Origin of the sequence: Nesterenkonia massiliensis, assembly GCF_000455245.1 — a bacterium.
GTDB lineage: Bacteria > Actinomycetota > Actinomycetes > Actinomycetales > Micrococcaceae > Nesterenkonia > Nesterenkonia rhizosphaerae.
The window spans coordinates 57,184-70,831 of sequence record NZ_HG005173.1; the positions used below are offsets into that span (position 1 = coordinate 57,184).

The window sequence follows — 13,648 nt, forward strand, 5'->3', positions numbered from 1 at the left end:
TACCCACGACCGGACAGCCACTCGATGAGGGTGTCGACTTGTCCAGCGTCGACGAAGAGGTCCAGGTCTCCGTGCGTTCTGGACTGGGATCCGACCAAAGCATCGACAGCCCAGCCGCCGTTCACCTGGTACACGACAGAGCGCTCGTCGAGCCAGTCGACGACGCGGACGACCTCCTCGGCGTCCATCCCTCCAGACATCACGCGACCTGCAGCGGCGTGATCGACGCGATCTGATCCCCTGCAGCATCCTCTGCGCGATCCAGCTCGTAGTGGCTTTGCAGGTTGATCCAGAACTCAGCCGACGTGCCGAAGTACTTCGCCAGCCGCAACGCGGTGTCCGCGGTGATCCCCCGCTTGCCGTGCACGATCTCATTGATCCGACGCGGCGGCACCCCGATCGACACGGCGAGCTTGTTCTGAGTGATCCCAAACCCCTCGATGAAGTCCTCCATGAGGACCTCCCCCGGATGAATCGGGGGAATCTTGTCAGTGATAGTCAACGATCTCCACCTCCTCTGGCCCAGCATCCGTCCACACGAAGCAGATTCGCCACTGGTCGTTGATCCTGATGCTGTACTGTCCGACCCGATCACCCTTCAGTGCTTCGAGCCGGTCGCCCGGCGGGACGCGAAGGTCGTCGAGCACCTCCGCCGACCCCACCTGACGCAGCTTGCGCAGAGCAACCCGATGGATCCTGGGATCGATGGACCGCACGCGCTCACGACGCCACAGACGCTCGGTGTCCTTGCTGCCGAACGATCTGATCACGAGACCAGCGTATAACGCGGAGCGTCAATAACCCTATACGTTAAATCGGAACTCCACGACGTCGCCGTCCTTCATGACGTAGTCCTTACCCTCCACGCGGACCTTTCCGGCGGCTTTGGCCTCGTTCATGGAGCCAGCGGCGATCAGGTCATCGAAGCTGACGATCTCTGCCTTGATGAAGCCACGCTGGAAATCAGTGTGGATCACACCAGCCGCCTCCGGCGCCGTCGCTCCCTGCGGGATAGTCCAGGCGCGTGTCTCCTTCGGACCAGCCGTCAGGTAGGTCTGCAGCCCCAGGGTGTTGAAGCCCACGCGTGCCAGCTGATCCAGGCCGGACTCCTCCTGGCCGTTGAGCTCCAGCATCTCGCGGGCTTCCTCCTCAGAGAGATCCACCAGATCAGACTCCAGCTTGGCGTCAAGGAACACCGACTCAGCCGGTGCCACCAGATCCGCCAGCTCCTTCTGACGCTCAGGAGAACCCAGCACACCCTCATCGGCGTTGAAGACATAGATGAACGGCTTGGCGGTCAGCAGGCTGATCTGCGCCAGCTGTTCCATGTCCAGCGAGGAGGACTTGGAGAAGATCGTCTCCCCCTCCTCCAACACAGCAAGGGCTTCGCGGTAGGCATCAAGCGTGGCCTTATCAGCTTTCTTACCCGAGACCTGCTTCTCCAGCTTGGGGATTGCGTTCTCCAGGGTCTGCATATCCGCCAGGATCAGCTCGGTGTTGATGGTCTCCATGTCAGAGGTGGGATCCACCTTGCCGTCCACATGGATGACATTCTCATCCTCGAAGACGCGCACTACCTGAGCGATCGCATGGGCCTCACGAATATTGGCCAGGAACTGGTTGCCCAGACCCTCACCCTCGGAGGCTCCCTTCACGATCCCGGCGATGTCCACAAAAGACACCGTGGCCGGAAGGATCTTCTCCGAGCCGAAGATCTCGGCCAGCTTCCCCAACCGCTCGTCCGGCAGGTTCACCACGCCCACATTGGGTTCAATGGTCGCGAACGGGTAGTTCGCCGCCAGGATCGTCTGCCGGGTCAGTGCGTTGAAGAGGGTCGACTTGCCCACATTGGGGAGTCCCACGATTCCGATTGTCAGTGCCACGATCCCCTAACCTACCGCGGGAGCCCCCGCTATGCCGAGTCCAGTGTCCGTTCCACCGATTCCCTTCTCGGAGTACCCTGAGCCAGTATGAGGTGATATTGCCCACAAATAGGACCCGTTGTCGCCTTGCTCCTTTCCGCGTGACTATGCGCCACAATCAAGAATCCGCCCCCTCCTAATTCGCGAGTCTCACTTCAGATTCGAAATAACGTAGGGATGTTTTGTGCACAAGCATGTTTGGTCCACGCAAGGCTGCCCCGTCAGCCGTGCGCCTGACTGACGAGGTAAAGAACTGAAAGGTAGAAAATCATGGCAGCTGCGTCTGCAGTCTCCAAAGTGAATTGGCCGGTGTTCATCGTGTCCGCGGTGCTCATCCTGGCCTTCACGCTCTGGGCCGCCCTTGCACCGGGCACCGCCTATACCACGCTGGAAACAGCGTTCACATGGCTCAGTGAGTACCTGGGCTGGTACTTCATCCTTACGGCGGCGATCATTGTCATCTTCGTACTGATCGTGGCATTCTCACGCGTCGGTAAGACGAAGCTTGGCCCCGACCACTCCAAACCCAAGTTCAGCCTTTTCACCTGGGCCTCCATGCTCTTCGCCGCCGGTATCGGCGTAGACCTGATGTTCTTCTCCGTAGTTGGTCCCGCCACGAACCTGCGAGTAGGCCCCGGAGCAGCCGAAGGCACCCTCCAGGCCGCTGAAGAGGCTGCCCTGTGGACTATGTTCCACTACGGCATCCCAGGTTGGGCGATGTACGCCCTTACCGGTATGGCATTCGGGCTCTTCGCCTATCGCTACCACCTGCCGCTGTCTATCCGCAGCGCGCTCTACCCCATCATTGGCAAGCGTGCTAAAGGCCCCGCCGGTGACGCCGTCGAGATCGCCGCGGTGCTGGGTACCATCTTCGGTATCGCCACTAGCCTCGGCATCGGCGTAGTGTTCCTCTCATTCGGCCTGAACTACATGTTCGGCATCGAAGCCAGCGCCGGTGTGCAGGCCGCACTAATCGTCCTCGCCGCCGTCGTGGTCACCATCTCCACCGTCTCCGGCGTAGAGCGCGGCATCCGTCGCCTGGCCGAGCTGAACGTGCTGGTAGCGATACTGCTGATGCTTTACGTGCTGATCTTCGGCAACACCGTTCAACTGCTCAATGCGCTGGTGAAGAACGTTGGGGACTTCTTCTCTCTGCTTCCGAGCATGCTCACCGAGACCTTTGCCTACAACACCAGCGAGGCCTGGCTGGATGAAGACTGGGTCGAGTGGTGGACCATCTTCTTCTGGACCTGGTGGATGGCGTGGGCGCTGTTTGTGGGCCTGTTCCTGGCACGAATCTCGCGTGGCCGCACCCTACGCCAGTTTGTCATTGGTGTGCTGCTGGTGCCCTTCGCGTTCAACGCACTGTGGATCTCCATCTTCGGCAATGCCACCATCTCCCGCATCCTCAGCGGTGACACGGAGTTCGCCGTCGCCGCCGAAGACGCCGAGGGATCCGGTTACTTCGCTCTGATGGCAGACTTCCCCGGCGCAACCTTCGTCATCGGTGTCTCCGTGCTGGTAGGTCTGCTGTTCTACGTCACCAGTGCAGACTCCGGTGCTCTTGTGCTGGCCAACTTCACCTCCAAAGCCGAAAACACCAACGCCGACGGTCCGCCATGGCTGCGCATCCTGTGGAGTGTGATCATTGGTGCCCTGACCCTGGTGATGCTGATGCTGGACGGTATCTACTCGCTGCAGATGGCCGCAGTGATCATCGGCCTACCGTTGTCGATAGTGCTCTACCTGTTCATGGTGAGCATCTGGCGGGCGCTGCGGATGGAGACTTACACAGCCGATTCCAAAGAAGCCACTCTGCCTTCTGCATTGTCTGAGCGCATCGCCGAAGCGGGCGACTCCTCGCCGGGCAGATGGCGACGTCGCCTGGCCCGACACATGCACTACCCCTCCGCAAGCGAGGTGGCCGAGTACATGGAGAGCGTTGTTCTACCCGCTATCGAGGACGTGGCAGCCGAGCTGAAGGAGCAAGGAGCTGACGTAACCTGTGGCAGGGGAACTGTCGAAGACACGAACCTTCCCCACGTTGACCTGCACGTCTATTTCGGCGAACAGGGAATGTTCAAGTACCAGGCCTATCCTGTGGAGTACTCGGTACCGAACTTCGCTGTGCACTTCCGTCCCACGGAGGAGACCTATCACCAGGTTGAAATCTTTTCTGCCACCGGCTCATCCGGGCATGACATCTTCGGATACTCCAAAACGCAGGTCATCTCGGATGTACTGGACGCATACGAACGTCATCTGGCTGTGCTGACTATGAGCGACGCTGCAGGTAGCACTCCGGTGACCTTGGACACCGACACGATCCCGGATGATTGGGATCACGACCGCACCCGCGCTCAGCGCGCGGTCGAATAGCAGCGCGCTGAGCGTTGCGGCGTCGGGCTCGTCTCTTGAAACAAACGAGCCCGACGCCGACGCCGGGCCCTGAAGCTCATTCTGCGACTGTGCATCCCACGACGTATCCCCACCGACGCGACTTTCGAGGAGCAATCATGACCGCCACCCTGTTCATCGACGGCCAGTGGGTTCCCGCCCAATCCGGCGAAACCCGCACCATCTTCTGCCCCGCCGACGGGACCGAGGTAGGTGTGGTCTCTGAGGCCGGCCAGACTGACGCCGAATCCGCCATTGCCGCCGCCCGCCGGGCCTTCGACTCCCGAGTGTGGGCGGACACCCCTGCCGCCGAGCGCGGTGAGTTCCTGCTGAACGTGGCTGCAGAGATCACCCGACGCAAAGACGAGTTCACCCGCGCCGAGGCCCTGGACACCGGCAAGCGCCTGGTCGAGGCCGAGATCGACATGGACGACATCATCGCCTGCTTCAAGCACTTCGCCAAGCTCGCCGATGCCGACGCCGGCCGCGTGATCGACGCCGGAGACCCTAGTGTGCGTTCCCGGGTGGTCTACGAGCCGGTGGGCGTATGCGGGATGATCACCCCCTGGAACTACCCGCTGCTGCAGGCCGCTTGGAAGCTGGCCCCCGCGCTGGCCGCCGGCAACAGCCTGATTCTCAAGCCTGCGGAGCTCACCCCGCACACCTCCATCCTCATCATGGACGTGTTCGACTCACTGGGGCTGCCCGCCGGTGTCGCCAACCTGCTCACCGGCCCCGGCGCAACCGCCGGCGCTCCCTTGTCCTCCCATCCGGACGTGGACATGATCTCCTTCACCGGAGGCCTGATCACCGGCCGCAAGATCGCCGCCGCCGCCGCTGAGACGGTGAAGAAGGTGGCCCTGGAGCTGGGCGGTAAGAACCCGAACGTGGTCTTCGCCGATGCGGACTTCGACGCCGCCGTCGACAACGCCCTCAATGCCGGATTCGTCGACTCCGGACAGGTGTGCTCCGCCGGTGTCCGGCTGATCGTGGAGGAGTCCATCAAGGAGAAGTTCGTCACCGAGCTGGTCCGACGCGCTGAGTCCATCACCATGGGTGGTCCGTTTGATGAGAATGCTGAAACCGGCCCGCTCATCAGCGCGGAGCACCGCGAGAAGGTCGCCCAGTACGTGAAGAAGGGCATCGAGGAGGGCTGCGTGCTGCGCACCGGCGGTCACTTCGGTGGTGAAGAGCATAAGAACGGCTACTACTACGCGCCCACCGTGCTGGACAACGTCACGCGCGGCATGCACGTGGTCACCGAAGAGGCGTTCGGCCCAGTCATCACCGTGGAGACCTTCACCACCGAGGAGGAGGCCATAGAGACTGCCAACGACACCATCTACGGTCTCGCCGGAGCCGTGTGGACCTCCGACGCCGGCACCGCCGAGCGTGTGGCATCCCGCCTGCGCCACGGAACCATCTGGATCAATGACTACCACCCCTACCTGCCCCAGGCCGAGTGGGGCGGGTTCAAGCAGTCCGGCGTTGGCCGCGAACTGGGCCACCAGGGCTTCGATGAGTACCGCGAGGCCAAGCACATCTACGAGAACACCAGCCCCGCGGTGACCGGCTGGTTCCGCATGCCGAACCAGGGCTGAGCCGCCCGCTCGCCTCGCCCCACCCTCTCCCCGAAAAAGTGTGCCGAAACTGTGGGGCAGAAACCATGCAGCCGCCAGTTGCTGCAGTTTCGGCACACTTTCCCCTGACTAGTAATGAATAAGGAGATGTCAGTGACTGAGAAGACTTTCGACTACGTCGTCGTCGGCGGAGGCTCCGCCGGTGCCGCGGTGGCCGCACGCCTGTCCGAGAACCCGGAGGTGACCGTCGCCCTGCTGGAGGCAGGCCCCACCGACGTGGACAAAGACGTGGTGCTGCAGCTGAACCGCTGGATGGAATTGCTGGAGTCCGGCTATGACTGGGACTACCCGATCGAACCGCAGAAGAACGGCAACAGCCACATGCGCCACGCCCGCGCGAAGGTGCTGGGCGGCTGTTCCTCCCACAACTCCTGCATCGCCTTCTGGGCGCCTAAGGAAGACATGGATGAATGGGAAGAGCTGGGCGCCCATGGCTGGAACGCGGAGTCCACCTACCCGCTGTTCAAACGCCTGGAGACCAACGATCAGGCCACCGGCGAGCCCGGAGACATCCACGGCGATTCCGGCCCGGTGCACCTGATGCAGATTCCGCCCAAGGATGCCTGCGGCGTGGCGCTGCTGCAAGCCTGCCAGCAGCAGGGCATCCCCACCGTGCAGTTCAACACCGGGGAGACGGTGGTCAAGGGTGCCAACTTCTTCCAGGTCAACCGGCGAGAGGACGGCACCCGGGCGTCGTCGTCGGTGTCTTATATCCACCCCATCCTGGACCGGGAGAACTTCACCCTTCTCACCGACACCTGGGTGAAGGAGATTCTGTTCGACGACGACGGCGGCGTTCCTCGGGCCACGGGCGTCTCCGTGGTGAACAACGCGTTCGGGCGCGCGTCTGCCATCCGCGCCTCGAAGGAGGTGGTGATCAGTGCCGGGGCAATCGATTCTCCGAAGCTCCTGATGCTCTCGGGCATCGGCCCTGCCGAGCACCTGCAGGAGCACGGCATCGAGGTCCGGGTGGACTCCCCCGGTGTAGGTCGGCACCTGCAGGATCACCCGGAGGCGGTCATCGCCTGGGAGGCCAAGCAGCCAATGGTGGAGGACTCCACCCAGTGGTGGGAGATCGGCATCTTCGCCGACACCCTAGAGGGCACCGGAGCCTCTGACCGTCCGGGTCGTCCCGATCTGATGATGCACTACGGCTCCGTGCCCTTTGACATGCACACTCTGCGCCAGGGCTACCCCACCAGCGACAACACGTTCTGCCTGACCCCGAACATCACCCACGCCAAATCCCGGGGCACCGTGCGGCTGCGCTCCCGTGACTACCGGGACAAGCCCATGGTGGATCCGCAGTACTTCACCGATCCGGAGGGCCACGATATGCGTGTGGCAGTGGCCGGGATCAAGCTGGCACGTGAGATCGTCGCGCAACCAGCCATGGCGGAGTGGGCCGGTGAGGAGCTCTTCCCCGGCAAGGATGTCCAGACGGATGAGCAAATCGCCGACTACGTCACACGCACCCACAACACCGTCTACCACCCGGCCGGCACCGTGCGTATGGGGGCGACTGATGACGCGATGAGTCCGCTGACTCCGGACCTTCGGGTCAAGGGTGTTCAGGGGCTTCGTGTGGCCGATGCTTCGGTGATGCCGGAGCTGACCACCGTGAACCCGAACATCACCACCATGATGATCGGCGAGCGCTGTGCCGATCTGATCAAGGCTGACTGAACTGGTCAACTTCACAGGGCGTCTGATCTGACCGGCGGTGTATCACCGCGGCAGCTCAGACGCCCTGTTGTTCATCGTGCGGTGGCCTGCGGTGCCTGCGCAGTAGTCTCCCCTTACGGCTGTTGGACCACAGCACACCGATAATCACCAGAGCACCTCCGGCCAGCTCCACCACAGTAGGGACTTGGTTCAGCACCAACCAGGCCGAAAGCACACCGAAGATGGGCACCAGCATAGAGAACGGTGCCACTGCGCCAGCTGGGTGACGCCGCATCAGCCACACCCAGATCCCCGAGCCCACCACCGTCCCCAGCAACACGATGTAGGCCACCGAAGTCCACGCCGGCAGCGCCTGGAGGCTCCAGGAACTCACCAGTGAATCCCCGATCTGCTGCGGGCCCTCCACCATCAAGGACACCGCCAGCATCGGCAGCGGAGGCACCACGCTCATCCACATCACCAGTGCCAGCGGTTTATCGGTCTGTGCTTTCCGTGAGGCTAGGTTCCCCAGCGCCCAGCCGAATGCTCCCAGTACCACCAGCAGGAATGGCACCCAGCCGTCTGCGCTGCCGCGGGAAAGCCCCACCACCCCCAGGCCCATCACCGCAACACCTACACCCACAGCCCGGCGTCCGGTCATCTTCTCCCCCAGCAGCAAAGCACCCATCAGCACGGTGAAGGGTGCAGAAGCTTGCAGCACCAGCGAGGCGAGACCCGCCGGGAACCCCGCTGCCATCCCCAAAAACAGTCCGAAGAACTGCAAAGTGCCGAAGCCCAGCCCGTAGCCAACCAGGTATCGGACCTTCACCCCCGGCCATGGCACAAAGAGCAGCGCCGGGATAGCCAGAATCACGAACCGCAGGGCAACCAGGAACAGCGGCGGGAACTGTTCCAGAGCAAAGTGAATGGCAATGAAGTTGAAGCCCCATAGGACCGCAACGACGACGGCCAGGAGCATATGACGTATGGGCACCTGATTATCTTCCTCCCACCGGAGCAGAAGGTCCATTGAACGCAGGGACCGCCCGCTATCCGGTCCCATTTGTGCTCGGCCTAGAGTGTCGACAAGGATCGATGCTGTGAATCGCGCCCCTGACTCCACTACGGCTCCGCAGTCAGCGTCCCGACGCGCCCTGTTAGGCGCCAAACTAGCGGCGCCGATCATCATCGGATACCTGCCAGTAGCCTTCGCCTTCGGCATTGTGGGGCGCCTCGCAGACTTACCGGACTGGGCCACCATCACCATGTCGGTGATCGTCTACGGCGGCGCCTCCCAGTTCGCCGCTCTACAGCTGCTGAGCACCGGGGGCTTGAGCGCGATCATCTCCACGACCTTCATCATCAATTCCCGCCATATGCTCCTCTCCGCTTCGCTTGGACCGAAGCTGCACCGGATGAACCGTTGGCAGAAGGCGCTGTTCAGCCTGGAACTCACCGATGAGGCCTATGCGCTTCATGACGCCCAATACCGCAGCCGACCCCAGCGCAGCCGCACCGAAGTCTTCGCCGCCAACCTGCTGGTGCATGTCTCCTGGGTGGTAGGCACCATCCTGGGCGTGAGCTTCGGGCATATTGTGCCGAATCTGGACCAGCTGGGCCTGGACTTCGCGCTGACCGCCATGTTCATCGCGATCCTATTCACCAGCGTGCTCAAGAGCGCCCATGATTGGCTGGTGGCCGGACTTGCCGGTGGCATCGCGGTGGTGGTCACACTGGCGGGTGCAGGCATCTGGGCCACGGTCATTGCCGCACTGACTGCCGCCACTATCGGCTGGGTCATCAGTATGCGACGACGACGCCGCACCATCGGCAAGGCCGTGTCCGTCTCCCCACAGAACTCTCGGGAGGCCGGGGCATGAGCACATCATTCTTGATCATCATGCTGATCGGCATGGCAGTGGTGACCATCGTCTCCCGCCTGGTGCCGATGCTTCTGGTGGACCGCTTCGAACCCGGGCCTAAGCTCACGCTGTGGCTTGAGCAGGTGCCAGCGGCAGTGATCGCCGCCATCGTGGTTCCAGCCATGCTGATTCAGCACGGAGTGGTGGATGTCAGCCTGGACAACCGGGCGCTGTGGGTGGGTCTGGCCACCATCGCCGTAGCGGTATTGACCCGCAGCTTCTTCCTGACCATCATGGCCGGACTAGGCCTGATGATCGGCGTTTCTCTGCTGCTCTAAGCTCAGATCCAGCCGTTCTCTGCCGCCTGCCGGGCGGCGTCGTGCCTATTGCGTGCGTGGAGCTTGCCGATGATGGCCGAAAGGTGATTGCGCACCGTGCCCTGGGACAGGTGCACCGCCGCTGCGATCTCCTTGACCGATCCCCCGCCGGCTGCGCTGCGCAGCACCTCCTGCTCACGCAGGGTCAGCGGATTGGTGCTGCCGGCCAAGGACTCCGCTGCCAGCACCGGATCCACCACCCGCTGTCCCGCAGCCACCCGGCGCACCATCTGCGCCAACTGCTCGGCCGGGGTGTCCTTCACCACGAACCCGTAGGCCCCGGCATCCATGGCCCGACGCAGGTATCCCGGGCGCCCGAAGGTGGTGACAATCAGGCACCGGCAGGACAGCCCTGCCTCCTGCATCCGTTGCACAGCGGTGATGCCGTCGATTCCGGGCATCTCGATATCCACCAGCGCGACATCGGGCCGATGCTCCTGTACCGCCGCCAGCACCTGGTCACCGCGGCCCACCTGAGCCACCACCTGCAGATCCGGTTCCAGACTCAGCAGCGCCGAGAGTCCGCCGCGCACCAAATCCTGATCATCGGCCAGCAGCAGCCGGATATTTCCAGTATCTGCACTCTGTGTCATGCGGCACCTTCCGGACAGGTGATGGTCAGACGACAGCCTGGCCGAAGGTGAGCACTGGCCGGACCAATACTGATCTGGGCACCGGCGGCCGCGGCGCGCTCACGAAGGCCGCGCAGCCCATTGCCCTCAAGAGCGTCCCCGAGCCCGAGTCCGTCATCGCTGACGCTCAGGCTGTGGGCGCTCAGCTCAATCCTGCAGGTGCTTGCCCCGGAATGGCGGACCACATTGGTCACCGCCTCGCGCAGCGCCCAAGCCAGCAGGGGCGCGGCGCGTTCGGTGTCGTCGTTGGTGGTGATCACCGGAGTAATGCCGGCGGCTTGAAGGGCTGAACGGGCTACCTCCAGCTCGCTGGGGAACTGCGGGCTGCGCAGTTGAGTCACCGTGTTGCGGACCTGGGTCAGTGATTCGCGGGCCAGCTGCTCAATCTCTTTGAGTTCCTGTTGGGCCCGCTGCGGTTCAGCCTCCATCAGTCGGCGGGCCAGCTGGGCCTTGATGGAAAGCACCGTCAGAGAGTGTCCCAGCACGTCATGGACATCCCGGGCGATCCGGTCTCGCTCCTCCGCCTGGTGAAGCTGCTGTTCCTTGTGGCGTTCGCGATGCTCGTAGTACTCCTGCAGGCGGATCAGCACAATGAAGAAGACGCCGATCCCCGGCCCCAGCACCGCCCAGTAGAGCCCATCCCAGAAGCTGCTGCCCTGAATGTTGCTGACTGCTATGGCCGCCGAACTAGGCACCGCCCACAGTGCCACGCCTATCGGAATGCTGATCTTCGGGCGGTAGGAGAACACCACCAGGGCGGCCATAAAAGTGCTGAAGGTGGTGCCATAGACGCCGATGGCGGGCAGCGTGAGTCCCACCAGGGCCGCGAGCAGCAGCTGGGTGGAGATCATGGCCTTCGGCGTCGGCGGATGTCCACGCTCAACTGCCTGCATCCACACGGCCATACGCCACAGATACAGCGCAGCGAATGCCGCAGTCGCTGCCCAGGCAGTGATCCGCCAGCCCCACCCTGTCTCGCTGACCAGTGCCGCATAGGCAGGAATGAAGAGAAACACCAGCCAGATGCCGGCATAGAGAATGCCCATCAGGTGCGCCTGGCTGGTGGCCTGCTTCGTCATGCGCCTATCCTTACACGCGGTCCGCCTGAGCCGGTGAGGCTTAAGTCAAGCCTGCTCATCTGCTGGTGCGTCTGCGCTGCAGGGCAAAACAGGCGGCGGCGAAGACCAGGCTCCACACCACCACATTCAGCAGCACCGCCCACAGCGGATCTGTGCCCACAAACCCGGTGGTTCCCACAATTGTCCCCTCTGTCAGCGGATAGCGGGCCAGGGCGGCTGAACCGTACATGGGCGTGAACCGGCCGATGTCCAGCAGCACACCCTCCAGCGGCATGAAGGCGTTCCCTAAGAAACCGAAGATCACCAGCACCCCGGACGCTGCACCCACGGCCGCATCTGAGCGGAACAGCAGACCCACCGCCAACCCGTAGAGCGCAAAGGGCAGTGCAGCGATGACAGTCAGCCCGATGGTCGCCACCCACACACCGGCGGGCATCTGGGCCACCGTGAAATAGGCGATCACGTTCAGTACCACTACCGGCAGCACAGCCATCATCAGGGCGATGACTGATTTCGCCAGCACAAAGGCCCCGTGCGGCATCGCCGTCAGCGAGAGCTGCCTGCCCCAGCCGGTCTGAATCTCCACCGCGGCAGAGCCAGCCAGCGCTGTGGTCGCAGTGATCGCACCGTAGACCGCCATCCCGATCATGATCCAGGCGCTGGCGTTGCCGTTGCCGACGTCGAACTCCGACCAGTCGTTATAGACCCCGAAGAACAGGTAGAGCGCGGTGGGCAGCACCACGATGAAGAAGGTATTGCCGAAGTTGCGGAAGTTCCGCCAGAAGTCCATGAGGATAAAGGCCATGAGGTTCATGCGGAAATCTCCTGCTCTGCGCTGTGGTCCTGTTTTTCGGTGAGCAGCATGAAAGCTTCCTCCAGGCTTGCCGGCCGCACGCTGATTCCGTGCGCCGGTGTCCGCGCCAGCAGGTGGCGGGCCAGGGTGTCGGCGTCATCGGTTCGGAACGTGATCTGCGGGGTCTCCCCGGTGCCGCTTTGGTGAACTTCCCAGCTGCGTACTGCCGGCAGCTGCGCTAAGTCCTCCGCCGACGGCGCCCAGGTCACCTTGATCTGCGCTGCTCCGGCCTGTCGCTGAATCTGGGCGGTGGGCCCGTCGGCGATGATCCGCCCCTGGTGCATCAGCACAGTGCGGCGAGCGAACTGCTCAGCCTCTTCCAGGTAGTGGGTGGCGAAGAGCACTGTGGTGCCGCCTGTTGCCAGTGCGGCCATCCGGTCCCAGAATTCGTGGCGGGCGGTGGGGTCCATCCCTGCGGTGGGCTCATCCAGGATGATCAGTTCCGGCTGGGGCAGCAGGGCGAGTGCGAACTTCAGCCGCTGCTGCTGACCGCCGGAACATTTGGCGACGGATCGGTTGGCGATCTCGGTCAACCCCGCTGTCTCCATCACCTCGTGCACCGGCGCGTGACGGCGATGAAGTGCCGCGACCATCTGCACTGTCTCTTTGACGCTGAGATCCGGCAGCAGTCCCCCGGTCTGCAGCAACGCACCGACCCGGCCCTGCTGCACTGCGGTGCGCGGCGTGCTCCCGGCGATGCTGATCCGGCCGGAGTCTGGAGTGTTCAGCCCCAGAATCATGTCCAACAGAGTGGTTTTTCCGGCCCCGTTGGGTCCCAGCAGCGCGGTCACCTCGCCCCGGCTGAACTCCAGGCTGACCTGGTCGACCGCACGGAACTTCCCGCCGCCGCTGGCTCGATACTCCTTAGTCACCGCCGCCACGGTGATCAGTTGGCTCAGATCCGGTTCTTGCGCGGACGTTTGGCTTCTCATACTCCTAGGCTGCTACAGCCGGGCACGGAGCATATAGAGCAGCTGTCATGACTTGCCCATGACATCTGTCATCGACGGGCTAGAGGGCGGCGGTCTCCGCGGCGGCAGGATTCAGCAGTTCCGGCGAGAGGTTGATGACCCGCAGCCGGCACTGCTGCTGAATCTGTTCATCGCTGAGGCCGCGGATCAGGCGGGCTTCGGCGGCGTCGTCGTACTCATCATCCAGGCCCCCTGCTGGCAGCGAGGAGGACACCGGGCCGGTGTGCAGCGGAATATCGATCACTGTGGC

At 63.1% G+C, this 13,648-nt stretch carries 15 protein-coding genes; 5 read left to right on the top strand and 10 right to left on the bottom strand.

What is annotated here, in order from left to right:
* From TX78_RS14440 to ychF, 4 genes are all read right to left on the bottom strand, one after another.
* Positions 1–188: nucleotidyltransferase domain-containing protein (locus TX78_RS14440; protein WP_407635393.1), on the bottom strand; the 188-nt coding region annotated here is incomplete at its 3' end.
* A gap of 11 nt (positions 189–199) precedes the next feature.
* Complete coding sequence (locus tag TX78_RS11480; protein ID WP_044496387.1) at positions 200–502, bottom strand: HigA family addiction module antitoxin; 303 nt, start codon at positions 500–502, stop codon at positions 200–202.
* Positions 489–770 (bottom strand): type II toxin-antitoxin system RelE/ParE family toxin, encoded by a 282-nt coding sequence (locus TX78_RS11485; RefSeq protein WP_044496388.1) that lies wholly within the window; start codon positions 768–770, stop codon positions 489–491. The genes TX78_RS11480 and TX78_RS11485 overlap by 14 nt, the downstream gene beginning before the upstream one ends.
* A 33-nt stretch (positions 771–803) precedes the next feature.
* Positions 804–1,883, bottom strand: coding sequence for a redox-regulated ATPase YchF (gene ychF, locus TX78_RS11490; RefSeq protein WP_044496389.1), 1,080 nt, complete (start codon positions 1,881–1,883; stop codon positions 804–806).
* A 309-nt stretch (positions 1,884–2,192) separates the two neighbouring features.
* Here ychF and betT point away from each other — a divergent pair, with 309 nt between their 5' ends.
* The 3 genes from betT to TX78_RS11505 all read left to right on the top strand — a co-directional run bounded on the left by betT (position 2,193) and on the right by TX78_RS11505 (position 7,645).
* Positions 2,193–4,301 carry a choline BCCT transporter BetT gene (gene betT, locus TX78_RS11495; RefSeq protein WP_044496390.1) on the top strand — a complete coding sequence of 703 codons (2,109 nt, stop codon included), beginning with the start codon at positions 2,193–2,195 and terminating at the stop codon, positions 4,299–4,301.
* Between the two features lie 137 nt (positions 4,302–4,438).
* Positions 4,439–5,920: an aldehyde dehydrogenase family protein gene (locus TX78_RS11500; protein ID WP_044496391.1), complete on the top strand. Its 1,482-nt coding sequence runs from the start codon at positions 4,439–4,441 to the stop codon at positions 5,918–5,920.
* A 126-nt stretch (positions 5,921–6,046) separates the two neighbouring features.
* On the top strand, positions 6,047–7,645 hold the full coding sequence (locus TX78_RS11505; RefSeq protein ID WP_101750647.1) for a GMC family oxidoreductase: 1,599 nt from the start codon (positions 6,047–6,049) through the stop codon (positions 7,643–7,645).
* 55 nt (positions 7,646–7,700) lie between these two features.
* Here TX78_RS11505 and TX78_RS11510 read toward each other — a convergent pair whose 3' ends face one another.
* Positions 7,701–8,618 (bottom strand): EamA family transporter, encoded by a 918-nt coding sequence (locus tag TX78_RS11510; RefSeq protein ID WP_044496421.1) that lies wholly within the window; start codon positions 8,616–8,618, stop codon positions 7,701–7,703.
* Positions 8,619–8,724: 106 nt separating this feature from the next.
* On the opposite strand from TX78_RS11510, the gene TX78_RS11515 reads away from it, so the two are divergent.
* Positions 8,725–9,504, top strand: coding sequence for an AzlC family ABC transporter permease (locus TX78_RS11515; RefSeq protein WP_049897887.1), 780 nt, complete (start codon positions 8,725–8,727; stop codon positions 9,502–9,504).
* On the top strand, positions 9,501–9,824 hold the full coding sequence (locus TX78_RS11520; RefSeq protein WP_044496395.1) for an AzlD domain-containing protein: 324 nt from the start codon (positions 9,501–9,503) through the stop codon (positions 9,822–9,824). Before TX78_RS11515 ends, TX78_RS11520 begins: the two co-directional genes overlap by 4 nt.
* Positions 9,825–9,826: 2 nt before the next feature.
* Here the strand turns inward: TX78_RS11520 and TX78_RS11525 are convergent, their stop codons facing one another.
* From TX78_RS11525 to TX78_RS11545, 5 genes are all read right to left on the bottom strand, one after another.
* Positions 9,827–10,456, bottom strand: coding sequence for a response regulator transcription factor (locus TX78_RS11525; protein ID WP_044496396.1), 630 nt, complete (start codon positions 10,454–10,456; stop codon positions 9,827–9,829).
* Entirely contained in the window at positions 10,453–11,259 is an 807-nt protein-coding gene (locus TX78_RS11530; RefSeq protein WP_407635394.1) for a sensor histidine kinase, read from the bottom strand. Before TX78_RS11530 ends, TX78_RS11525 begins: the two co-directional genes overlap by 4 nt.
* Before the next feature lie 370 nt (positions 11,260–11,629).
* Positions 11,630–12,388 (bottom strand): ABC-2 transporter permease, encoded by a 759-nt coding sequence (locus tag TX78_RS11535; protein ID WP_044496398.1) that lies wholly within the window; start codon positions 12,386–12,388, stop codon positions 11,630–11,632.
* Positions 12,385–13,359, bottom strand: a complete 975-nt coding sequence (locus TX78_RS11540; RefSeq protein WP_044496400.1) for an ABC transporter ATP-binding protein — start codon at positions 13,357–13,359, stop codon at positions 12,385–12,387. Before TX78_RS11540 ends, TX78_RS11535 begins: the two co-directional genes overlap by 4 nt.
* 79 nt (positions 13,360–13,438) lie before the next feature.
* Positions 13,439–13,648 (bottom strand): hypothetical protein (locus TX78_RS11545; RefSeq protein ID WP_158644343.1); only part of this gene is annotated, 210 nt, incomplete at its 5' end.